This window comes from Rhizobium sp. 10N414, from assembly GCF_056394785.1.
In genome coordinates this window covers 37,305-58,980 of record NZ_JBFTIN010000028.1, presented here as the reverse complement: position 1 = coordinate 58,980, position 21,676 = coordinate 37,305, and the positions used below count along the sequence as shown (strand labels likewise).

Below are 21,676 nucleotides of genomic sequence, written 5' to 3'. Positions count from 1 at the left end.
AAGGAGCATGGCATGACTGGCGCAACGACGATCGACGGCTTCGCAAGGCGGATCAGAGGCGGTGGGGGCGGATTGATTTCCGCGTGGATCGGCATTCCCGATCCGCTTTTCGTCAATCACCTGGCGCAAGAGGCCTTCGATGCCATCGTGCTGGATATGCAGCATGGCGTCTGGGATATCGGATCGGCAGCCGTTGGCATTGGCCAGGGGCGGCTCGCCGGCAAGCCGGTGCTCGCCCGAATTCCGGTCGGTGATTTCGCATCGGCCTCGCGTCTTCTCGATGCGGGAGCCTCGGGCATCATTGCGCCGATGATCAACTCGGTGTCTGATGCCGAGGCCTTCGCCAAGGCCACCAAGTATCCGCCGGTCGGCGAGCGCAGCTGGGGGCCGACGCTGGCGATCAACCACACGGGACTTTCGGCCGCTGAGTATCTCGCGACCGCGAATGAAGAGACCCTGGCCATTGCCATGATCGAGACGCGTGCAGCCCTTGATGCTGCGGATGAAATCATGCGTGTTGAGGGAATTGACGGTATTTTCGTCGGCCCGTCCGATCTCTCGATTGCCCTGTCAAATGGAACGAAGCTGGCACCTGACACGGCGGAGGTCGACGGCGTTCTCAAGCACCTCATCGCCCGTTGCCGTGCTCACGGCAAATTCGGCTGTGTCTTCGGCAGTAACGGCGAGCGGGCCGGAGAATTGTTGAAGATGGGCTTCGATCTCGTCATTGCCGGGGCCGACACGCAACAGCTACGCTCGGGCGCCGCGAGCGCGATTGCCGCCGCGCGACGCGTTCAGTCAAGCTGAACTACTTGACGGCCAGCCAGATGACATGACGCGCGCCTCCGCGTTTTCCGTTGGCGCGCGTATTGACGGCCTCGACGGCAAAGCCGCAGTCACGAAGCCGACGGGTGAAACCGGCATCCGGCCCGGATGACCAGACGGCAAGAACACCTCCGGGTCGCAAGGCATCGCGTGCGGAACGCAGGCCAGCGAAATCGTAGAGGCTGTCGTTGGAACGACGCGTCAGGCCGTCCGGCCCATTGTCGACGTCAAGCAGGATGGCGTCGAATTTCGCCTTGCTTTGCCGGATCAGTTCGCCAACATCGCCATGATGGATGGCGACGCGCGGATCGTCGAGACACCCCTGAAAAACCGCTGACATTGGACCGCGTGCCCATTGCACCACCGCCGGCACCAGTTCTGCAACCGTGACGGATGCATCCTCCGGCAGGGCCGAGAGGGCGGCGCGCAGTGTGAACCCCATTCCGAGACCACCGATCAACATATTCGGGCGCGCACGCCCGGCGATCTTTTCGCGGGAAAGCCTTGCGAGCGCCTCCTCCGAGCCGCTCAGGCGGCTGTTCATCAGCTCGTTCGAGCCCAGCATGATCGAAAATTCGCTGCCTCGTTGTTTGAGGCGCAATTCGCCACTTTCTCCGGGAATGGGCGCGGAATCCAGTTGGACCCAGGGGAGCATGTCTGTCGTGCCTCGCGTTGCGCGCTTCCCCTAGCACAAAAGAAGTTCCCCGCGAACCGCCAGCGAGGCGCGCGGGGGACGTTTTAGCAGTGATTGCTCAATTGTTGTTCCGGCACGCCTGATTGGTAAGGGTGTTGGTTCCACCCCGAACCGTTCGGTGTTGGCCCTCGGGGCAACCGGTCCACTGTATGGAGTTGGTACTCGTCGTCGTGGTACCAAAGTCGATCGGTATCGAGAACCCGCCTCCACCTGTTCCTTCGGTATCAGGCGAGGTTCCAAGTGGCGGCGACCCGTCGAGGCGGCCGCTGCTGTCCATCCCCATATTTGCTTGCGCAAGGGCCGAACCAGCGAAACTGAGGAGGAGCACTGAAGTCACTGCGATAAGCCTGCGCATGATCGAGATCCCTTCAAGTTGAAGCACTTACCAATGTAGCGCGTCATTCTGTTTCGTCCAGCAAAACAAGCAGTTATGCCGTTGAAAATCGCAGTATATCGGCCAATGCTTAACGATTGCGTGGGCCTGGGTGCGGGGCAGTCCTTGAATTCTCTCGGTATGCGCCAGATTGCTTAGACGGGCGCGACCAACGGAGGCGAGCATGGGCGAGAATCCTGAAGCCGTTCGGGTGAGGATATCCGGCCTCGTCCAGGGCGTCAGTTTTCGCGTTTGGACGCGGGCACGGGCTAAGGAGTTCGGCCTTGCGGGCTGGGTCCGCAACGAGACCGATGGATCCGTGACGGCGCTTATTGCGGGACCGGAGACGGCCGTCTCGGCGATGCTGAAGGAATTTTGGAAAGGGCCGCCCGGCGCGTCGGTGCAAGCTGTCGAGGCCGAACCGGTATCCCCGGACAGCGTCCCCTCAGGATTTCGGATAACGGCATAGCGCGGATTGGGAGGAACCGCGAGTTCCTCGCCGAACCGGAACGCGTCTATGGGCAACAGCCAATTGTTGTCCTCTTTCAACAGTCTCGCCTTAACGCGACCTCGTCCTGCATTTCTGATGACCGAAAACACATTTCAGCCACGGTATGAGCGAGTAGGGATGTCTTGCCTGACTGAAACATGAATCGGAATCTTTGAAATTGCATGCCACGTCCATGATCCGACCGCTGTTGGCAGCGGCCGGCGCCTTGCTTCTTGCGGCTTGTACGCAACTCCCCGCAGAACGAATTGTCGCAACTGCCGAAGCCCCTGCGATGGAGGCAGTCACGCCTGTGCCGGAGCCGGAGCCCCAGATCCCGCCGATGGAGCGGGCTTCCGAGAAGCCGGACTACTCCCTCGCTTATGCCGAAGTCGACGAGGGAGAGTTTCGCTGGCCGCCGATAAATTACACAGCGGTCCATCCCGACTATTTGCGCCAGGAAGTCGATTATGCGACGGACGAGCCGCCGGGCACCATCGTGGTTGAGACCGAGAAAAAATTTCTCTACCTGGTGCTGAAGGATGGACGAGCCATTCGCTACGGTGTGAGCCTCGGTGCCCAGGGCCGGGCATGGAAGGGGCGTGCAATCATTCAGTGGAAGCGAAAGTATCCGACATGGACACCGACACCGTCGATGATCAGTCGCAATCCGAAACTCGAACAGTGGAAGCAAGGCATGCAGCCCGGCGTGAACAATCCCCTCGGGGCACGCGCGCTATACATCTTTCAGGACGGCCAGGACACGCTCTATCGCATCCACGGCTCTCCGGAATGGCAAACGATCGGCAAGAACGCCTCGTCTGGCTGCGTACGGATGTTCAATCAGGACGTCATCGACCTCTACGAACGTGTGAGAGGCAAGGCGCCACTGCTTGTGAAGTGAACACCGCCTGACGCAGGCGGTGTTCGCCATTACGACGCTGGATCGCTCGAACGATCATGATCCCACCCGGCGCCGACAGCGGCGTCGACCTCGCAGATGACGCCGGCTGGGTCGTAGCTGATCGTTACGTCACCCTTCAACTCGGCCGCCAGCAGGTTTTCGATCAGGCGCGAGCCGAAGCCCTTTCGCGACGGAGGAGTAACGGCCGGCCCCCCCATTTCCTGCCAGCGCAACCTCAGCCTGTTATCGCCGCCAAGCGACCATTCAATCGTAACGTGGCCTTCCGGTGCGGACAAGGCACCATACTTGGCTGCATTCGTCGCCAATTCATGCAGAGCCAGCGAGATTGACACAACCGCCCGCGGCGCCAGTTGGATGCTCGGGCCCGAGATCGAAAACCTGTCACGCTGATAGTGAGACAGAGACTGCTTGATGACGGCTTCCAGTTCGGCCTGCTCCCAGTTGCCATGTGTCAGGAGATCATGTGCCTTGGCCATCGAGGCCAGTCTGGCCTCGAAAGCGTCCACGCCGGCCCGGGTTGCTTCCTCGCGTCCGAGCGTCTGTCGCGCAATCGCCATCACGGTCGCGAGCACGTTCTTCACACGATGGTTCAGTTCGCCCACGAGAACGGTCTGGAGCCGCTCGGCCTCCTTTCGGGCGCTGATGTCGTGCGCTATTTTTGAGGCCCCGACAATCCTGCCATAGGCGTCGAAAATAGGCGAAACACTGAGCAGGACGTCGACAAGCCCGCCATCCTTGCGGCGGCGCTTGGTCTCATAAGGCTCTACCTTCCGGCCGGCACTGACCTGCCTGATGATCGCAGGCTCCTCTTCAATCCTGTCATCCGGAACCAGAATGATGACCGAGCGACCGATCGCTTCCTCAGCTGAATAGCCATAGAGCTTCTCCGCTCCGATATTCCAGCTCGTGATCCTCATGTTCAGGTCGGTGCCGAGAATGGCATCGTCGGACGAAGCAATGATCGCGGCAAGCCGGCGTTCGACTTCCTGCGCCCGCTTGCGTTCAGTGATATCGACGACAACCGCTGCGGTTTGCCGTATGTCGCCGTTCTTGTCGCGAAGAGGCGAGACGGAACTCGCCACCCAAACGAGGCTGCCATCCTTGCGAACGTAGCGTTTCTCGATGTCGAAGCTTTCGCCTGTTTCCACCATCCTCCTGAACGATTGGACATAGTTGTCCAGATCCTTGGGAAAGGTGATGTCCTGCACTCGCATCTTCAGAAGCTCGGCTTCCGTGTATCCGACGATGTCGCAGAAACGGCTGTTGACCAAGAGCAGACGGCCCGCGAGATCAGACTGGCCTATGCCTGCGGCCGTTTGTGAGAATATGGCACGAAACCGCTCCTCGCTCTCCCGCAACGCGGTCTCGAACCTGACGCGTTCAGTGGTCTCGCTGACGATGCAGAAGACGCCGCCGACCTTTCCCGCTTCGTCCCTGATCGGTGAATAGGAGATGTCGAAGTGAACAGTCTCAGGATAGCCGTGTCGCTCGATATAGAATGGGCGGTCCTTGGCAACCACTGTCTCTCCGTGATCAAGAACACGTCGCAGGAGCGGTTCCAGATCGCTCCACAATTCGCTCCAGTGCTCGCGGGCGGGGCGGCCGAGCGCCTGAGGATGCTTGCGCCCGATTGTAGGGGCATAGGCGTCATTATAGAGAGCGATGAAATCCCGGCCCCAGAATATGACGATCTGCGCCTTGGCGGGCAGCATGATGTCGACGGCCGATTTCAGTCCGGCCGGCCACGAGGAAAAGGGGCCGATGCCGCTTGCTTCCCAGTCGCGGTCGTAAATGCGACCGGCCATCTCGCCTGATCCGGAATATGTGTCGCTGCTGCGCAGGAGTTTGTCCTCTCTAGAGTGCCCTTGTAATTCAAAGGTTTGGCGCGCAGACGTCAAGAGGCAATGCAAGAGGGCAGTCAGTTATCGTTCGACATGGCACCAGGCGGCCAGAAGCGGACGTGCGGTGCACCGCATCGCGACATTGTGCCCCGCTTCGTTGAAAAAAATCGAACCGATGGAACCGCGCTGCCAGCCCTTGTCATCGCAGGAGAACTCGCAGTCGGATAGCGCCAGAAAAACGCGGGAGCGATACTGTATGTGGTCAGGGAAACGGCTGTAAGGCGCCATGATGGTGAGGCCGAGAGCCACGTCGCTTCGCTCTTCCACGCCGGATATGCCGGCCACGACCGCATGCGCATGCGTATGTTCTATGTTGATACTGGCAAACGGGCCGGTTTTGCTCGCAACCCATTCGAGGCTCTTGGCGATGTCATTGATGGCCGCAGCGACCTCTGCGAAAGGTTCACCCCTCAAAGTCAAATTGCGCAGGGCAAACTGCAATTGCGGAGCCAGGGGCAGCGAGGTGGCCGGTTTGTTTGCGATGGCGCCCGGTTCCTGGAGCAGGTGGAATACTTTCCCCGCGACAAATTTCTCCATGAATGGAGCAGCGTCGGACAGCATGATGTTTCCCAACGCGCCGATCAGGCGTTGCACGGCGACAGGCCTACGGGCGCGGCTCACTGGATAGTCGCCGCTGGCAGCCCTGGTCCCACGATGCAGAAGGAGATCTGCTTCCCTTCTCAACCGGGATTTCGACATTGATATGGAACGCTCCTTGATCACATGAGGCGATCCTTATCCCGGCCGGATCAAAAAGCAAACTGTTCGAAGCGCCTTTTGCGACCATGCTGACCGCGGCTGGATGCGGTTGCCAGGGATCCTTTGCTCGAAGGCTTTGAGTTTCTGTTTGGCGGTTGACCGCCAAACAGAAACGACGCCGCGCCGATCCTTTATTCTGCCCGTTTCAGTGCATCTCCCAGAACCGAGACGATCTTCCAGATCTCGTCGCTCTCAATGATCAGCGGCGGAGAAAGTGCGATCGTATCCCCCGTGACACGGATCAACAGCCCCTTCTGGAAGCAGTCGACGAAGACGTCATAGGCACGCGCACCTGGCGCGCCGTCGCGTGAGGCAAGCTCGATTGCACCGACGAGCCCGAGGTTGCGGATGTCGATGACATGCCTCAGCCCCTTCAAGGAGTGAAGGGCGTCCTGCCAGGTGTCGGTCAAGGAGGCGGCACGGGTCAGCAAGCCTTCCTCCTCGTAGATCTCAAGCGTAGCAATGCCTGCAGCACTGGCAACCGGGTGGCCGGAATAGGTATAGCCGTGGAAGAGTTCGATCTGGCTCTCGGGTCCCGCCATCAAGGCGTCGTACACTTTACGGCGCGCAAAGACCGCTCCCATCGGAATGGCGCCGTTCGTCAGACCCTTGGCTGTCGTGACGAGATCGGGAACAACACCGAAATAGTCGGTCGCAAATGGCGTCCCAAGCCGGCCAAAGCCGGTGATGACCTCGTCGAAGATCAGGAGGATGCCATGCTTGTCGGCAATAGCGCGCAGACGCTCCAGATATCCCTTCGGCGGCAGGATGACGCCAGCGGATCCAGACATCGGCTCGACGATGACGGCGGCGATCGTTTCTGCGCCATGCAGCGCAACCAGCCGCTCCAGATCGTCGGCCAGCTCGACCCCATGCTGCGGGAGCCCCTTGGAGAAACCATTTCGCTCGATGTCGAGGGTATGGCGCATATGGTCGGCCGGTATCTGCGGGAAGACGCGCCGGTTGTTGACAAGACCGCCGACCGAAATGCCGCCGAAGCCGACGCCGTGATATCCCTTCTCGCGACCGATGATGCGGGTGCGGGTGCCCTGGCCGATGGCGCGCTGGTAGGCGATCGCAATCTTCAACGCCGTATCGACCGATTCCGAGCCGGAGCCGGTGAAGAACACGCGATCGAGTTTTGCGCTTAAGCCGCCCGGCGCGATCCTTGCGAGCCTTTCGGCAAAGTCGAAGGCGACGGAATGGCCCATCTGAAAGGTCGGGGCAAAGTCCATCGTCTGCAGCTGGCGAGCAACGGCATCCGCGATGCGCTGGCGACCGTGGCCGGCATTGACGCACCAGAGGCCAGCCGTGCCGTCCAGCACCTTGTTGCCGTCAATATCTCGGTAATACATGCCTTCGGCTGAGGCGAGCAGCCGGGGTGCGGCCTTGAATTGGCGGTTTGCCGTAAACGGCATCCAGAAATGATCGAGGGAAGGCCGGTTGGAAATGCTGATCTGGTCCACCGCTATAGTCTCCATTGTGCGTGGCGACATGTTGGGTGATTTGCGTCAAGGGACAAGTCCTTTTCTTTGCGTGTGTAAGCACTTGAAATGTATAGCCACGAGTTGAATATGTTCGATATTCGCAACAGGTGAAACGCGCCCCATGTCCGTCGATATCGGCAACCGCCTTCGTCATCTGAGGATGATGCACAATCTCTCTCAACGCGAACTGGCCAAGCGCGCCGGTGTCACGAATTCAACGATCTCGCTGATCGAGTCGAACACCTCCAACCCTTCCGTCGGGGCGCTGAAGCGCATACTTGACGGCATCCCCATCGGTCTTGCGGAATTCTTTGCCTTCGAACCGGAGCGGCCACGAAAGGCATTCTATGCAGCCGAGGAGCTCGTCGAGATCGGCAAGGGGCCAATCTCCTATCGGCAGGTTGGAGAAAGCCTGTTTGGGCGAAGCCTGCAGATCCTGAAGGAGTGCTACCAGCCAGGCTCCGACACCGGCAAGGTCCTCCTCGTTCACGAGGGAGAAGAGGGCGGTATCGTTCTCTCCGGGCGGCTCGAAGTGACGGTTGACGACGAGCGTCGGATCCTTGGGCCGGGCGATGCCTATTATTTCGAAAGCCGGCGACCGCACCGGTTCCGATGCGTCGGGCCGATTGCATGCGAGGTCATCAGCGCCTGCACACCGCCGACATTCTAGACCTTTCAGGCTTTGGCGCCCTGTATCCTCGCCAGGACGCGGTCAAGCGCCGAGATCAGGGCATCGCGCCCGCCGTTTTTCTCGAAGTCGGACAGCACCTGTTCGTTGAGGCCGCCCTTCGTCGCAAACTCGCTGCTGAGTTCTTTGAGCGGAACGGTTTTCGAGCGCAGCGCAGTCTGCGTGAGATTGGTAAACAGCGGCGCGATATAGGCGCGTCCCTTGCCTTTGGTGAGGCCACGTTGTTCCAGCCACGCAGCCGAAATGTCCATGATTCCCAGGACGGTCGACATCAGGGAGCTGGCCGCCGCCAAGAGGTCGTACTCCTCCTTGGTCTCGCATTCGACCGCGGTACCCATAACAGAAAAGAGCGCCGCAATGCGAGAATCCGGCGGAAAAACGGCCGTCACGCCTTCGCGGTCGGCCACAAAAGGCAGTGGAATGGCCTGGACGAGGTGAACATCAGCCCCGATCCATTCAAGAAGTGTCTTGCGATCGGTGGCTGCAATGACGCTGAGAACGGATTGACCCTTTCGGAACGTCAGTCCGCCGAGAACCTCCTTCGCAATTTGCGGGCGCACCGCCAGGACAATCACGTCGCTCGCGTCGATGACGGCCTGATTGTCGGCGGCAATCGAGACTTCCGCAAAGTCCGCAGCCAATTTTTGGGCGATCGCGGCGTTGCGAGGCGAAATGGTCACCTGCGCGACGGCGGCTGGCTTCGTCAACAGGCCCCTGACCATGGCGTCGCTGATTGCCCCGGTCCCGATGAAGCCGATTTTCTCTGTCTGCATGCCACTCTCCCCACGCTGCGCGGTCAAGCCGGACATCGCCCGCACCGCGAAATAGCGTTCCGCGCGCCATGTGGCAAGGCAGGCGGGCCGCTCGGACGATCGACCCGCAAACCGAAATGACTACTCCCGCGCCCGCATGGGTGCCAGCGACATGGAATGTGAATAGGCCTGCGGCGATCTGTTTCCGGGCATGTTTTCATCGAGTACGAGCGCCTGGAGATCGTCCGTCTTGACATCGAGCGTGACCGCACTTTGTCTTTTGTCCAATTGCCAGACGTGGTAGCCAAGCGCCGGCGAGTAACCGCAGTCACAGCCGCAATCGTCCCATGCGATCGTCTTTGGCATCTCCGGCAGCAGCATGATCACCGGTTTCGGCATCTTGTAGCAATGCCCTTCGTAAGCGTAGCCGTAGATAACGCCGATGCTCTTGAGATAGCCTTGGCATCCGTCTCCAAAGCCGCGCCACGGCAGCCCTATCGCTATCGGCAGGCATATTGTCTTTTGGCAATACTGCAGCGAAATGTTCACGCTCGGCGCGCTTTTGCTCTTGTCGGTGCAGTCCGTCCCCTCGTCAGGAGAAGGATCTTCAGGGACCTCTACTTTGGTGCAGTCGGTTGCAGGACGTCCGTATAGTCGCACCTCACTCGGGTCGTACGGGCCAGACTTTCCGACGTCTGGATTTCTGCAGCAGTCGCTCATTGCCCTCTCCTTTCGGGTTGCTTCAATAGATGATTTCACGCCATGCAAAATTTGCTCTGAGAGCTTCCGCAACGGCACCGTCGGCGGCGTCAACGATCGACCTTGCGGCTCGGTTGAATGTCAAATTCCGAGCGTCAAGTGTCTTTAGCGAAGCGCCGAGCGCACGTCCCACGTCGTCGCGTGCCTTCTCCAAGGCCAGCTGGAAGAACAGGGGTCTTGTACGAAAGGACTGCATCGTCAGCGCGCGGAAGCGATCAAATTCGTCGAGGGCCAGATTTCGCAAATCGTCGTGGAGAAGGCGCGGTTCGGCAGAACCGTTGGCCACAAGATTGCGATGATAAAGCTCAACGATGGTGTCGAACATGGCCCCGACGAAAGGTAGCGCCCGGTCATGCGGGTCGCGTGTGACTTCCGACATCCGCCTGAAGTTGGTCGCGAGGCGGATCTGGGTTTCCGGGCTGGTTTCGGCGAAACGATTGAGCTCGTTGTAGAGCAGCAAATTGCCCTGTGTCCTTCGCAAAAGACGGTCGATAGCGGAATCGAAGGAGAGAAAGGTGATCAGCGATACACAGTCGGAAAAGCCCTCAGAGAAGGGAAAGAAATCGCTCTCGCGGGAGGCTCCGACCGGAATGCCTATTTCCGAAAAGATGATCAGGTGGCCGACTTCATGGGCGATCGCATCGAAATTCAGCGCGTAGGGTCTGGGTGTTCCACCGGCATCAGAGCGTCCGAGTTCCAGAAAGCCATAGCCTGCCTGGGCGTTGTCCCAGTCGACCAAAGGGATGATCTCCAGTCTGGGAAGCGTGGCATCGAAAAACCATTGAACTGGATGGCCGAGGTAACTCTGCCAGATCTCGAGAACACGGTGAATGCAGGCATAGGCATGTACGCCGAGATAGGGCCGCGATAGTGGATCGAGACTGTCGAAATTACCGTCAGGGCCGGCATGCACTGGTGGACGCCTGATACCGTCAAACGGTGGCAGGCGCGAATAGCCGTAGGGCTGCTTGCTGTAGAGCGGATCGGCCACATACATGCGGGCATCGCTCGGCCCAGGGAAAATCTCGTTGGGTAGAATCGACAGCCAGACGCGATCTGGCTGCTCGTAGCCAGGGATGAACGGAGGCTGAGGAAAAATCCAGAATCGAGTTCCTGTGCCGGCCTCGGTAGAGGCCGCCATAACATGCGGGTGCAAATCCATGTTGGTCTCGCCCCATATGTAAAAGCAACTTTACGTTTATTTAGTAAATATTAATTAGATCAGTGTCAATATTGGTTGCTTCGAGATCGCGAATGAAAGTATTCGTTGCAACCCAGGCTTCAGCTGGGCGCCGGCCGGAAAATCTCTCAGACAACTCTGGCGCGAATTTGAGTGCCGCTAGTGCGTCAAGACCCTTCTGTCGGACGAATTGATGACGCAAGCGGCCGATTTCTTCTCGCGGCCACCCCTCTGCGCGAAGTATCTTCTCAATGGATCGATCGCGAAAATTCATTCGCCGGGCAGTTTCGGTAAGGCTGTCGCGTTGAGCGGCGCTTATATGGCCGAGCCGCATCAGATGGGAAAACGTTCTTTGCAGATCGATCAATGCATCTGTCACCGGCGGGAAGCCCAATTCGGCCGGCCCCGACTGAACGGCGACGGCATCGTCTGGGGTCAGCACCCAGCGCCTGTACCACCGGAAAATCAATCCGACGCCGATCATGCCGTATGGACCCAACTCCGCAGCCCGAAGCGCTCCCATGCTTGCTGCTCCGATCACGACGATCCCTTGCGCCAGCGCCCATAAAATCTCCTTGTGCCGGACCGATGGGCGGTCTTCGAACTGCCCGTCGATGATGACCATCGCTCTTGGACGAAATGCATGGGCGGCAAGCAAAATGTCGCCCTGTGCCACCGGCTGCAGGTAAACGGCGTCAAGTGCCGCCTGAGCCTCAGGCAGTCGCAGTGTCGGCCCCAGAAAAACCAGTATCGGTCCGGCTAGATCTGCCGCACTCATTTTGACCTCCTAGCGCACGACGTTGAACGGGCGGGCTCGGGGCATCAGCATCCTGACGCAACGAACGGGCCCGCCTGGATGTGATCCCAAGGGAACCGCAAGAACGGGTCCAAGCTCGGCGTCTTCGATGCGGTCGAGCAGATCCTGGAGGCTCGAAATAGGAGGGGCGTCAACGATTTGCGTGAAAGAAACTGGATTGAGGATGAGCTGCCGGGCCTTTGCAACAATGCTGTCGACTCGCTTGTGATAGTGTCGCGTCGTCTGATCGTCGCGAGCGCCTGAGATGGCTCCGGCACGGGCCGCCAGCGCCTCGCACAAGGCATTTTCTGCCGCCTGGGCGAGGTCTTGCCCAGCCGAATAACCTTCCGTCGGCAATGCGAGCAGGGGATGGCCGCCACCGAGCTCGATCGTCTGGCACCAGACGACGGTAACGCCAGTCGGGGAGGGGGCATGCCAGAACCCGGCCGATATATTGTGTTCCCCAAGAAGACCGGTCAGGTGATCGACGGCGGGACCGAGGCTCTCGGGGGAAAGCCGGTATCTGTCGAAGAAGCCGTGCGTGTCAAACGCCCGGGCAATTGCGTCGCGTTCTATACATTCGAAGAGCGCATGCACAGTCGCTTGATGCCAGGTTGAATGGCAGGCAAGCCCGGTGGTGGTACGCAGGAAGAGCCCGTCGAAATCCGGGGGCGGATCCGTATAGCGTGTGTGCACGAGTTCAAGAGGAACCATTTGGGTGTGTCGGAGGCAAAGGTCATAGCCCATGATCCAGAGGGTTGGTTTCGACCGCCAGGCCGATGTTGCGTGGTCGTCAAGCTGACGATCGAAGAGGCCCTCCGGGATGGCGAGCTCATCGGCGCTTCCAAGGACCGCGCTTGTGGCGGGAACCAACTCGGCGTAATGGCGCTCAAGTGTCTCCATGATCGCGCCGATGGCGGCATGAGCCATGGATCGGCCGCGGCCAAGCGAGGTCACCTCGGAAAGGGCAGCCGGACGGATTGCCTGGACTGTGGGAAGCCCCAACCGGTCAAGGCCGGTGAGGTCTGCGACGCGTGTTATTCCTGCATGCCGGCAGATTGGTAGGAGCCTTCGCAGGTAATCATCTGGCGGATCGACCTCGGCCGTGCCCAACGATGCCCCCCGATTGGCGGTGACCTCTGCCGCAAACTCGTCGAAGAGGTCGCCCCCTGAAATGGCGCCGTTGGGTTCATCGGTCGACAACAAGGCCAAGCTCCTCGAGCGACTGCCTTATTCTGTCCTGGAGTGCGGCCGCCCCCTGCGTTTGGGCGATCTCTGCAGCAAGACGCAAATCTTCCATGACGAGCTCGCGCATCGCGCCGGAGCGGGCGCGCAGCATGGCCCGAACGCGGTACAATTCCGCAAGCCAATAGGCGTGACCGGTTTCCCTTGCTTTGACGATCGCCTGGCTGGCGACCTCGATCGCGCGATCGACCTTGCCGTCAAGGCCGAGCATTGCGGCCTGCATCGAGAGATAGATCGGCAGATCGATGACCGTGCCGAGCTCTCCCAAAAGGTCAAATCCCTTGCAGAATCTCTCATAACCGCCTGCGACGTTTCCAAGATGCGCTTCGGCCCATCCGCCGAAAAGGAGCGAAAGTCCGGCCAAAGATTGCATTTCATTCTGTCTGGAAAACTCAGACATCTCTTCCGAGATGGCTGTCAAGCGTTTGTAATCATTGCGATAGAATGCCGCGACAGCCTCCACGTCGAGAGAGTGTGCTTTGCTCGGCAGGTGGGAAATGCCATTCACGAACTGGATCATCTCTTTTAGTACGCGGTCTGATTCATGCGTTTGGCCTGTCAGCCACAGCGAGTGGGCCAGTTGGCCCAGGCCACAAGCACAGGCATCGTGCCCACCGTAGATGGTTCGCGCTTCGGTCGCCCTTTGTGCGTCGTAGAGAGCCAGGCCTTCCCGCACAGCTCTCTGCGTTTCCCTGTGACGTCCGAGGTTGAAGTCGATCGCCCAGATGCAGTGGTTCATCTGCAGGCGTACCTCCGGGTCCCGGATGCCTGCCAGCATGACCTGAACCTCCATGGCGCGTTCGTGCATCGTCAAAAAATCGGAACCCGTCAGCCACCAACCCCAGTAGATTGGAAACCATCGCGACTTCTCTTCCAGCGGTTGTCGATTGGCGATTTCCACCCCATCTTCGTAAAGCTTTCGCGCTGGCGGCGAATTCAGGCCGATTGTCCCGGTAAGCACTGGTCCCAATGCAATGACGGCCGATAGCCGCAGCCGATCGACCCGCTCGTCCATGCCGAGCTCGTCGCAGATTGAGAGGCCATGCTCGAGATGATGGCGAGCTTCGACCAGGGCCGACCGACGGGCCGCCTCCTGGCCGGCCGTAATGAACAATTCCACGGCGGTCTCCTTGAGACCCGCACGTTCCGCATGCTCCGCACGCGCACCGCCATCGATCCACGGTGCGATCGCGGGGTCTTCGGTCAGTGCGTCGAAGAGGCGGCGGTGAAGCGCCTGGCTTTGTCGCCGCAGCAGCAGTTTGTATATCGTCTCCTGGATCAGTGAATGGCGAAAGCCATAGGTAACCGTTCCGCCGGCTCGCACATGCGTTACGAAGCCGGTGTTACACAGTGTATCCGCCGCGTTTGCCAGCGCCTTCCTGTCATAGTCCGGAAGCAGAGTCTGAAGAAGCGACAAGGTAAAGCGGGAGCCAGCAACGGCTCCGGCGCGTGCCACGTCTCTAATTGGGCCGAGATTGCCGAGCCGTGCTTCGAGGATCTCTTCAAATGTCGAGATATGCGCCGACGCTCCGCTTTCCGGGATCGTGACACCCGTAATCGTGGTCTCGGACATCCATTGGCATATCTGCTCGATGAAAAGCGGCACGCCGCCCGAAATCCGCTCGGTTACCTCAACCAGGTCTTCAAACTCCGCCGCTCTGTGCTGTGGCCAGTTGCGCTCGATCGCAAGCCTCGTCTGGTCTGCATCGAGAGGGTTTAGAGGCAGTCGCGATGGACGGGCGTCCTCTGGCCATTCCATGGTCGCCTCAGGGCGTGTGGTCGCAATCAGGAGGATCGGTAGCCCCAGGATGGCGCGGGCCGCCTCAATCAAAAACTCTCGAGAAGTCGGATCTATCCAGTGAACGTCCTCGACGACAAAGAGAAGGGGCCCGTTTTCACAGAGTGCCTGCATCGCTTTCGGGATTGCCTGTCGCGCTCTCTCCCGGATCAGTCTGGGATTGCTGCCGGCGAGGTTTTCGCTGCGCCCCTCGGCTCCGAGCAGATAGGAGAAGAGCTCGGCGATGTCATTGTCCCGTATGCCGTGGCGGCGAAACCGGCTGGCGACTGCGGATGCCGTCAATTTCGTCTGCCCACCCGTCTCGGGCATGCCGGTAAGGCTGTTGGCCAAAGGATGCAGCGTCGAGTGAAAGCCGCCGGGCACGCATTGGAAGAAGAAGGATTTCGATCGCTCTGCACGGGTCAGTCTGCGGAACTCATGCAGAAGGCGTGATTTTCCAATGCCGGCGTCCCCCTCGATAATGACCGTCTGTCCGTTCCCGGCAACGACGCTTTTCCACGCTTTCGATAGCGTGCCGAGCTCCTCTACGCGGCCCACGAAAGGATTGCCGAGCCTCCCGAAGGCATAGAACCTGTCCACTTCATTCTTATGACCGAGTGCGCGCCATGCTCGTTCCGGCGCCTCGAACCCCTTGAGGTTCCAGATGCCCTCGAAGGAGAACGCATGCGAGCGGCCCGCCAGCCTGCAGGTTTCGTCAGACACGAAGACTGTATTGGGAGCAGCGACGGTCTCAAGACGGGTGGCGAGCGCAAGTGCCACGCCGACAACAGGCTCATGGGTCCAGCTTTGCTTCTGAGGCTCCTGAACAAGGGCGACGGAGGTGGCAATGCCGACACGAACTTGCAGATCCGAACGACCGGCCGTCTCCCCGACGCGCCTGCAGGTCTCGATGATTTGCAAGCCCGCACGAATGGCAAGGGAAGCGGCATCCCGCGCTCCGATATCAATCGGAAACAAGGCGAGCCCGCCATCGCCAGCCTCCACCCGAACTACGCCCGATTGGGCGACGATTGATTTGTTGGCGGCTGCCTGAAACGCGGATATCAACTCGCGATAATCTTCGAGATCCATGCGGTGGAAGAGTTCCGTTGAATCGACAAGATCGTAGCAAAGCGCCGTCACAATCCGGCGCTCGATCGCGCTGGATACGACCTCTGGATTCCTCCGGACGTTTCCGGCCGGTGGTTTTCTGGCGCCATTCGGATCTTTGTCCTGCATCGCGCTTCCCCCAAGCCGCTAGGCCAAAGCCGCCTACTGACGAGGCTAACACATTCTTGGCGTGTTGCGTGAGTGTGTCGTTGTGCTCAGGGCAACTACTTTCGCAACAAACCGGGGAAATGGCAGCTTGGCGCTCTTCACGCCTCGCATACGCCTGCGGACGTTGCTGCACGACGCAATTCAGGGCAGATTACGGGTTGTTGGGCGGCCGGAGGCTAGGCATTGCTGGAGAGGCTGATTGGCGAGTACGGCGTCTTGGCCGTTTTTATCGGGGCCGGTGTTGAAGGGGAAACGGCAGCGTTTCTGGGTGGTGTCCTCGCTCATCGGCAGCTTGTTCCATATTGGCAGGTCGCTCTGGCAGCGTGTCTCGGATCCTTTGCTGCAGACCAGTTCTTCTTCTTGTCAGGTCGCTACGCCACCAAGTGGTCCTATGTTCAAAAGCTGCTGGAATCGGACCCGATCGCGAGAGTGACGAAGCTCCTCGAAGCACATCCGACAGGCTTTATCCTCGCCTTTCGCTTCATCTACGGCATGCGAACGATCAGCCCCGTTGCAATCGGCGTCTCGAACGTCTCGGCACGGAAGTTCATTATACTCAATGCGATCGCCGCGCTGATCTGGGGCGTTGCGATAACGGCGATTGGATTCCTGGCCGGACACGCCGTTGAGATATTGATCGGCCGGCTGGAACTTCATTTGCACGTGTTGATCGCGCTGGCTTTGGCTGCAATCCTCGTCGCGGTCAGTGCTTATGCGGTCAGGCGCGAAATGGCGCGACGCTCCGCGCGCTCGGGCACTTGGAGACGCGGGTGACGCTCTCAACCGAACCGCTCGGCTTCGTCGAGCCGCGTGGACCTTGTCTCGGCGTCGGATCTGTTGGCGATGCTTCATACCACAGATGAAAGCCAGCCTTGCTGGCCTCAGGGTTCTGTGGCCAACGAACCACCTTTTCCGCACCTGCGGACCGGCGATCGGGGATTCTCCAATCCAGCGATCCCGGAATAAGCGAAGAAACCATCATTACGCGTGGCTTGCAGCTGGTGTTCTGTGGGAGAATGCCTATGTTTCCCGTAGCTTCGAAAATTACAGGGTTCCTTTTTTGCTTCTCGAAATTTCAATTGTTGCCATTCTCACCATCTTGAATGGCGTCCTTGCCATGTCGGAGCTCGCGGTCGTATCCTCGCGTCCCGCACGCCTCAAAGTGCTGGCCGACCAGGGAAGCCGTGGGGCCGCCATTGCCATCCGACTGGGCGAGGAGCCAGGGCGGTTCCTGTCGACCGTGCAGATCGGCATTACCCTCGTCGGCGTGCTGTCCGGTGCGTTCTCAGGTGCGACGCTTGGTGCGAGACTTGCCGGCTGGCTCGGCACGCACGGCCTTTCACCGGCCGCTGCCGATGCGCTTGGGGTCGGCTCGGTCGTTGTCGCAATCACATACCTGTCGCTGATTGTCGGTGAGCTGGTGCCGAAGCAGATCGCGCTTCGCGCGCCGGAGACAGTGGCAAGCAAAGTCGCCCCGGCAATGATGTTCCTGTCTCGCCTGGCCGCCCCACTCGTCTGGTTCCTCGACGCTTCCGGTCGCCTCATCCTTCGTGTTCTTGGTCAATCGGGCAAGTCCGCCGATATGGTCACCGACGAGGAAATCAAGACCGTGCTGGCAGAAGCGCAGAGCGCCGGTGTGATTGAGACGGAAGAGTCGGCGATGATTTCCGGTGTCATGAGGCTGGCGGACCGAAGTGCCAGAGCCTTGATGACACCTCGCCGGGATGTCGAGGTGATCGACGTCGAGGACGGTTTCGATGAGATCCGAGATCAGCTCCGCAGGAGCGTTCAGGCGCGATTGCCGGTGCGCAGAAACAGCTCCGATGAGATCATCGGGGTGCTTTTGACCAAGGACTTCTACGACGCAATTGCCTCGTCCGGCTATGCCGACGTCGCCACCCTCACCAAGGAAGTGCCGATTGTGTCGGACTTGTCGGGCTCGCTTGATGTCATCCAGGCCATTCGTCGCTCACCCTGCCACATGGTGCTGGTCTACGACGAATACGGCCACTTCGAAGGCGTGATTACCTCTGGCGACATTCTGGAAGCAATCTTGGGCGCCGTTCAGGAGGACGCGTTTGGAGAGAAGGCCATCGTTCGCCGCCACGACGGCAGCTATCTCGTATCCGGCTGGACGCCGATCGACGAGTTTGCCGACTTCATGAGCTTCCAGGTCGAGAACGACCGGGAATATCAGACGGTTGCCGGACTCGTACTGGAGGAGATGAAGCACCTGCCGGAAGTGGGCGAAAGCTTTGTCATGAACGGCTGGCGATTCGAGGTCGTCGATCTTGACGGGCGCAGGATCGACAAGCTCCTCCTGACCGCCGAAGTGCCCCCAGGGGACGCCAGCCGAACGCTTCAATAAGGCCGATCGGCGCTGCTCGTCGTGAGGGAACCTTCACGTGAAAGGGGAGTTCCCCTTTTCACACATGGAGGTAGATATGAAAGCTCTCATGACAGCGGCAATCACAGGACTTTTGTTGGCCGGTCCCGCTTCGGCTCAGACCACGGTCGTGACCGTGCCTGGCGAGGTGAGGACCTACATAACCGAACAAGAGGTTCCCTCGGTCGTTTATGATGGCGACATCGTCGTCGGGACGGAATTGCCGTCTTCGGTAGAAATCCACACCATCCCCAGCAGCGATGCATACGGTTACACCGTGGTCAACAAGCGACGTGTCATTGTTGATCCGCATACCCATCGCGTGATCGAAGTCATCAGGTAATCAATCGGTTGGCGGCGACAGCTGACACCACACTTGCGCGCGGATGCATCGGGCCTGCCGTTACGGAATGTAGCCTTGGTCGATGTTGCCGTGTGCAATTGATCTTCTTGGCACAGTTGGAGCGCCGCGACGACTAGAGTGAGGCAAGCGGTTCCTTTCGACCGAGAAGCCAAAGAAGATATGGCCCTCCGATCAGCGCGGCGAACAGGCCGACGGGCACCTGGTAGGGGTATATGATGACGCGGGATAACCAGTCGGCCAGTACGAGTAGACCGGCGCCGACAAGCATGGCTGCGAGCAGATGGTCGCGGCTCCGGTGAAAGCCGATCAACCGCGACAAGTGGGGTGCGATCAGGCCGGTCAGACTGAGCGGTCCAATGAGGAAGGAAGAGATCGCCGTCATTGCCGCGGCGAGTGCGGCAAGCAGAAACCGTGTCGATGTGACGCGAAGTCCGACACTGCGCGCCAGCCCCGCGCCAAGCGGCAAGATGGCGAACCAGCGTGTCATCAGGAAAAGCGGTGCTGGCAGAACAGCCAGTGAGATGATCGCGGTCCAGGCTTCGAACGTGCCGGCGCGGTTGGTCGAGCCCGAAATCCAGGTCAGGAGAATGTAGCTTCGCATGTCGCCTTGCGAAAGCACCACGCTGATGATTGCAAGGCAAAAAGCGCTGATGGCGACGCCTGAAAGCAGGAGCACGTCCGCTGATAGGCCAGCGCGTCGCGCAATAGCGATCATGGCCAGGAACGAGACGAGTGCGCCAAGCGACATGCCGGCGATCATGATCGCCGGAGAAGGGAAGGCGAATACGAACAGCGTCACCGTCAGTCCAGCCCCGGCACCGGAAGAGACACCGAGCACTTCGGGGCTTGCGAGCGGGTTGCCGGTCACGCGCTGCATGACGAAGCCGGCCGCGCCGAGCATTGCGCCTGTTCCGGCGGCCACGACAATCCGCGGCAGCCTGAATGGCAAAAGATCTGAGAGTAGCGAGCCGACGGCAATTTGCCAGCCGCCATCGGTCGGTCCAACGACAAGAACAGCCAGGAAGACAACCAGAAGGGCGACGCCGAGGAGCAGAAGCGCCAATGCCGGACGCGACAGACGTCGCGCGGTCCCGTTCGACGTTGACGTGGGCACCGCCCGACCGTGCACGCGCGGCAGCAAAAACAGCAGCAGAGGGCCACCGATGAGGGCGGTAGCAGCTCCTGTCGGCGCAAGGTCGGAAAAGCCGGGACCAAGCAACTGCGAAACAGCACAGCAGCACCGGCAAGGGGCGCCGTCGTCATCACCTGACGCGTGGTGCGGGCGCCGCAGAGCCGCACAATCGCGGGTGCGGCAAGCCCGAGGAAACCGATGATGCCGACTGTGGCCGTAACGGAGGCCGAAAGCCATACGGCAATCATCAGGACCGCGAACCGTACGGCGTGCAGCGAAACGCCGAGACCCTTGGCGCTCGCATCGTCCAAGGCAAGCACATTGAGCGGCCTGAAGAGAAGCAGAGCGGCGAGAATGCCAGCAGCAAGCTGGGGTGCAAGCGAAGCCACGCCGTCCCAATCCTGCTGGTTGAGGGCACCGGCGCCCCAGATATGGATCGACATGGCATATTCGCCCCGCGCCAGTATCACCGTGACGCTGAGCGAGGCTGCAACCATGCTGACGATCATGCCGCAGATTGCAACGGTGACCGGATCGAGACCGCGGCGCCAGCTCAAGGCGAGCACAAGGCCAACGGCGCAAAGGCCACCGGCAAAGGCGACAAGTTCGCCGAGACACCGGCCAGGATGGGCGAGATGCTCAAACCAAGCGTCAGTGCCAGTTGTGCGCCAGAAGCGATACCGAGCGTCGAGGCGTCGGCTATCGGGTTGCGCAGAATGCGCTGCAGAAGTGCGCCTGCAAGGCCGAGTGCTGCGCCCGACACCAGCGCGATCGCAGCCCGCGGCATGAGGCTGCTCCAGAAAAGGATGGCATCAAGCGCCTTGGCTTGCTCGGGATCGCCAGGCACCTGAGGGCGCAAGATCAAAAGCAGGGCAAAAGCTGCAACGCATGCAAAGGCAAGCGCCAAGGCCGGGATGATCGCTTTGCGTGAACATATATGCGGTATGGAAAGGCTAGCCGTTTCGGACACGGGAAAATCCTTCGGCGAGAAAGTCAGCGAAGCGACCTGCGGCTGGAAGCGCGCCATAGGGGTTGACCGAACCGAGGGTCAGGACGCGGTTCTCCCGCACGGCCGGAAGAGCCTTCCAGAATGCACTTCCGGTGAGGGCTTCGAACGCGTCTTGCGGATGCGGCGGAATGAGGATGATCCATGCGTCCGGCATGGATGCCAAGGTCTCGATGCCGACAGGTGCCGTAGCGGAGTAGCTGGTGGCACCGGCCCAGGCATTGGCAATGCCGACGCGCTGCAAGACCTCGCCGAACATGCTGTCGGAACCGAACACCCGGTAGTGGCGGGCATCGCCGAGATTGATCGGCAGGACGGAACGTCCATCGCCGTTGGCGGCGAATTGAGACTTGTAGCGATGGAGTTTTGCCGCGAGACCTTCCACCAGCTTTCCGGCCGCCGGAAGCGCCAGACGCTCTCCGATCGCGAGCGTTGCCCGTTCGGCCAGCCTGTACGGGCTCTTTCCCGGCATGTATATCGCGTGGCTTTCGACCGTGGCGATACGGCTCATCAGCGCATCGGCCCAGGCGTAGAAGTTGGAATTGAAGATCACGTCGGGGCGCGCGAAGCGCAGGACCTCCAGGTTCGGCGTCCCGCGAAGTCCGAGATCGGCGACCGTATCAGGCACTTCAGGCGTTACGGCGACCTGTCGGAACTGGCGTAGTTCCGTTGCCGCGACCACATTGGCGCCGATCGCGAGCAGCGTTTCCAGGAGCGCCCAGTCGAGCGTGGCAACCCTCGGCTGGAACGGCTGACCTTGCGCTACGCCTCCGACAAGCGTGGCTGCTCCGGCCAGAAAGGTCCTGCGTGTGAGCCGTGCTGCGCTCAATTTCATCTCCAGTCAGTAAGGGAGGCCCAAGCC

At 60.1% G+C, this 21,676-nt stretch carries 21 protein-coding genes; 7 read left to right on the top strand and 14 right to left on the bottom strand.

Translation table 11 applies throughout. The annotated features are described in order from the left end of the window. The first annotated feature begins 12 nt into the window (after window positions 1–12). A complete protein-coding gene (locus AC1DE4_RS22255; RefSeq protein ID WP_477883094.1) occupies window positions 13–807 on the top strand; it encodes an HpcH/HpaI aldolase family protein in 795 nt (264 codons plus the stop codon). Between the two features lies 1 nt (window position 808). On the opposite strand, the gene AC1DE4_RS22250 is transcribed toward AC1DE4_RS22255, so the two are convergent. Next, on the bottom strand, window positions 809–1,480 hold the full coding sequence (locus AC1DE4_RS22250; RefSeq protein ID WP_169680471.1) for a spermine/spermidine synthase domain-containing protein: 672 nt from the start codon (window positions 1,478–1,480) through the stop codon (window positions 809–811). Between the two features lie 596 nt (window positions 1,481–2,076). Here AC1DE4_RS22250 and AC1DE4_RS22245 point away from each other — a divergent pair. Then, a complete protein-coding gene (locus tag AC1DE4_RS22245; protein WP_477883092.1) occupies window positions 2,077–2,361 on the top strand; it encodes an acylphosphatase in 285 nt (94 codons plus the stop codon). A 214-nt stretch (window positions 2,362–2,575) separates the two neighbouring features. Next, window positions 2,576–3,283, top strand: coding sequence for a L,D-transpeptidase (locus AC1DE4_RS22240; protein ID WP_477883090.1), 708 nt, complete (start codon window positions 2,576–2,578; stop codon window positions 3,281–3,283). Window positions 3,284–3,312: 29 nt separating this feature from the next. On the opposite strand, the gene AC1DE4_RS22235 is transcribed toward AC1DE4_RS22240, so the two are convergent. From AC1DE4_RS22235 to aptA, 3 genes are all read right to left on the bottom strand, one after another. Then, entirely contained in the window at window positions 3,313–5,109 is a 1,797-nt protein-coding gene (locus AC1DE4_RS22235) for a PAS domain S-box protein (RefSeq protein WP_477883088.1), read from the bottom strand. A 117-nt stretch (window positions 5,110–5,226) separates the two neighbouring features. After that, entirely contained in the window at window positions 5,227–5,799 is a 573-nt protein-coding gene (locus tag AC1DE4_RS22230) for a dimethylsulfonioproprionate lyase family protein (RefSeq protein ID WP_477883086.1), read from the bottom strand. A gap of 296 nt (window positions 5,800–6,095) precedes the next feature. Continuing rightward, window positions 6,096–7,430, bottom strand: a complete 1,335-nt coding sequence (aptA, locus tag AC1DE4_RS22225) for an omega-aminotransferase AptA (protein ID WP_477883084.1) — start codon at window positions 7,428–7,430, stop codon at window positions 6,096–6,098. A gap of 142 nt (window positions 7,431–7,572) precedes the next feature. Here aptA and AC1DE4_RS22220 point away from each other — a divergent pair, with 142 nt between their 5' ends. Further along, window positions 7,573–8,121: a cupin domain-containing protein gene (locus AC1DE4_RS22220; protein ID WP_169680464.1), complete on the top strand. Its 549-nt coding sequence runs from the start codon at window positions 7,573–7,575 to the stop codon at window positions 8,119–8,121. Window positions 8,122–8,126: 5 nt separating this feature from the next. Here the strand turns inward: AC1DE4_RS22220 and AC1DE4_RS22215 are convergent, their stop codons facing one another. The 6 genes from AC1DE4_RS22215 to AC1DE4_RS22190 all read right to left on the bottom strand — a co-directional run bounded on the left by AC1DE4_RS22215 (window position 8,127) and on the right by AC1DE4_RS22190 (window position 15,887). Then, the gene (locus AC1DE4_RS22215) at window positions 8,127–8,948 is read right to left on the bottom strand and encodes a pyrroline-5-carboxylate reductase (protein ID WP_477883082.1); all 822 of its coding nucleotides are present in this window, start codon (window positions 8,946–8,948) and stop codon (window positions 8,127–8,129) included. 84 nt (window positions 8,949–9,032) lie between these two features. Then, window positions 9,033–9,611: a hypothetical protein gene (locus tag AC1DE4_RS22210; RefSeq protein ID WP_192240915.1), complete on the bottom strand. Its 579-nt coding sequence runs from the start codon at window positions 9,609–9,611 to the stop codon at window positions 9,033–9,035. Between the two features lie 22 nt (window positions 9,612–9,633). After that, entirely contained in the window at window positions 9,634–10,812 is a 1,179-nt protein-coding gene (locus AC1DE4_RS22205; protein ID WP_192240914.1) for a gluzincin family metallopeptidase, read from the bottom strand. Between the two features lie 40 nt (window positions 10,813–10,852). Continuing rightward, window positions 10,853–11,608, bottom strand: a complete 756-nt coding sequence (locus tag AC1DE4_RS22200) for a TfuA-like protein (protein ID WP_169680460.1) — start codon at window positions 11,606–11,608, stop codon at window positions 10,853–10,855. Between the two features lie 9 nt (window positions 11,609–11,617). Next, a complete protein-coding gene (locus AC1DE4_RS22195) occupies window positions 11,618–12,832 on the bottom strand; it encodes a YcaO-like family protein (RefSeq protein WP_477883079.1) in 1,215 nt (404 codons plus the stop codon). Further along, window positions 12,816–15,887, bottom strand: coding sequence for an AAA family ATPase (locus AC1DE4_RS22190; protein ID WP_477883077.1), 3,072 nt, complete (start codon window positions 15,885–15,887; stop codon window positions 12,816–12,818). Before AC1DE4_RS22190 ends, AC1DE4_RS22195 begins: the two co-directional genes overlap by 17 nt. 222 nt (window positions 15,888–16,109) lie before the next feature. On the opposite strand from AC1DE4_RS22190, the gene AC1DE4_RS22185 reads away from it, so the two are divergent. The 3 genes from AC1DE4_RS22185 (at window position 16,110) to AC1DE4_RS22175 (ending at window position 18,655) form a co-directional block, all read left to right on the top strand. After that, window positions 16,110–16,700, top strand: a complete 591-nt coding sequence (locus AC1DE4_RS22185; protein WP_192240911.1) for a DedA family protein — start codon at window positions 16,110–16,112, stop codon at window positions 16,698–16,700. Between the two features lie 286 nt (window positions 16,701–16,986). Continuing rightward, window positions 16,987–18,294 (top strand): hemolysin family protein, encoded by a 1,308-nt coding sequence (locus AC1DE4_RS22180; RefSeq protein WP_477883075.1) that lies wholly within the window; start codon window positions 16,987–16,989, stop codon window positions 18,292–18,294. A 76-nt stretch (window positions 18,295–18,370) separates the two neighbouring features. Further along, entirely contained in the window at window positions 18,371–18,655 is a 285-nt protein-coding gene (locus tag AC1DE4_RS22175; protein WP_018856096.1) for a DUF1236 domain-containing protein, read from the top strand. Window positions 18,656–18,788: 133 nt separating this feature from the next. Here the strand turns inward: AC1DE4_RS22175 and AC1DE4_RS22170 are convergent, their stop codons facing one another. The 4 genes from AC1DE4_RS22170 to AC1DE4_RS22155 are packed head-to-tail and all read right to left on the bottom strand — an operon-like array spanning window position 18,789 to window position 21,649. Beyond that, window positions 18,789–19,655 carry an iron chelate uptake ABC transporter family permease subunit gene (locus AC1DE4_RS22170; RefSeq protein WP_477883122.1) on the bottom strand — a complete coding sequence of 289 codons (867 nt, stop codon included), beginning with the start codon at window positions 19,653–19,655 and terminating at the stop codon, window positions 18,789–18,791. Next, the gene (locus tag AC1DE4_RS22165) at window positions 19,541–20,365 is read right to left on the bottom strand and encodes an iron chelate uptake ABC transporter family permease subunit (protein ID WP_477883073.1); all 825 of its coding nucleotides are present in this window, start codon (window positions 20,363–20,365) and stop codon (window positions 19,541–19,543) included. The genes AC1DE4_RS22170 and AC1DE4_RS22165 overlap by 115 nt, the downstream gene beginning before the upstream one ends. Continuing rightward, window positions 20,362–20,778: an iron chelate uptake ABC transporter family permease subunit gene (locus AC1DE4_RS22160; protein WP_477883071.1), complete on the bottom strand. Its 417-nt coding sequence runs from the start codon at window positions 20,776–20,778 to the stop codon at window positions 20,362–20,364. The genes AC1DE4_RS22165 and AC1DE4_RS22160 overlap by 4 nt, the downstream gene beginning before the upstream one ends. Further along, the gene (locus AC1DE4_RS22155; protein ID WP_477883069.1) at window positions 20,762–21,649 is read right to left on the bottom strand and encodes an ABC transporter substrate-binding protein; all 888 of its coding nucleotides are present in this window, start codon (window positions 21,647–21,649) and stop codon (window positions 20,762–20,764) included. Before AC1DE4_RS22155 ends, AC1DE4_RS22160 begins: the two co-directional genes overlap by 17 nt. Between the last annotated feature and the right edge of the window lie 27 nt (window positions 21,650–21,676).

What these genes read in the sequence shown, in the direction of transcription:
- AC1DE4_RS22190 (WP_477883077.1), bottom strand. Translation starts at nt 15,887, where the DNA reads ATGCAGGACAAAGATCCGAATGGCGCCAGAAAACCACCGGCCGGAAAC.
- AC1DE4_RS22155 (WP_477883069.1), bottom strand. Translation starts at nt 21,649, where the DNA reads ATGAAATTGAGCGCAGCACGGCTCACACGCAGGACCTTTCTGGCCGGA.
- AC1DE4_RS22200 (WP_169680460.1), bottom strand. Translation starts at nt 11,608, where the DNA reads ATGAGTGCGGCAGATCTAGCCGGACCGATACTGGTTTTTCTGGGGCCG.
- AC1DE4_RS22215 (WP_477883082.1), bottom strand. Translation starts at nt 8,948, where the DNA reads ATGTCCGGCTTGACCGCGCAGCGTGGGGAGAGTGGCATGCAGACAGAG.
- AC1DE4_RS22210 (WP_192240915.1), bottom strand. Translation starts at nt 9,611, where the DNA reads ATGAGCGACTGCTGCAGAAATCCAGACGTCGGAAAGTCTGGCCCGTAC.
- AC1DE4_RS22250 (WP_169680471.1), bottom strand. Translation starts at nt 1,480, where the DNA reads ATGCTCCCCTGGGTCCAACTGGATTCCGCGCCCATTCCCGGAGAAAGT.
- AC1DE4_RS22220 (WP_169680464.1), top strand. Translation starts at nt 7,573, where the DNA reads ATGTCCGTCGATATCGGCAACCGCCTTCGTCATCTGAGGATGATGCAC.
- AC1DE4_RS22255 (WP_477883094.1), top strand. Translation starts at nt 13, where the DNA reads ATGACTGGCGCAACGACGATCGACGGCTTCGCAAGGCGGATCAGAGGC.
- AC1DE4_RS22175 (WP_018856096.1), top strand. Translation starts at nt 18,371, where the DNA reads ATGAAAGCTCTCATGACAGCGGCAATCACAGGACTTTTGTTGGCCGGT.
- AC1DE4_RS22235 (WP_477883088.1), bottom strand. Translation starts at nt 5,109, where the DNA reads ATGGCCGGTCGCATTTACGACCGCGACTGGGAAGCAAGCGGCATCGGC.
- AC1DE4_RS22205 (WP_192240914.1), bottom strand. Translation starts at nt 10,812, where the DNA reads ATGGATTTGCACCCGCATGTTATGGCGGCCTCTACCGAGGCCGGCACA.
- AC1DE4_RS22245 (WP_477883092.1), top strand. Translation starts at nt 2,077, where the DNA reads ATGGGCGAGAATCCTGAAGCCGTTCGGGTGAGGATATCCGGCCTCGTC.
- AC1DE4_RS22240 (WP_477883090.1), top strand. Translation starts at nt 2,576, where the DNA reads ATGATCCGACCGCTGTTGGCAGCGGCCGGCGCCTTGCTTCTTGCGGCT.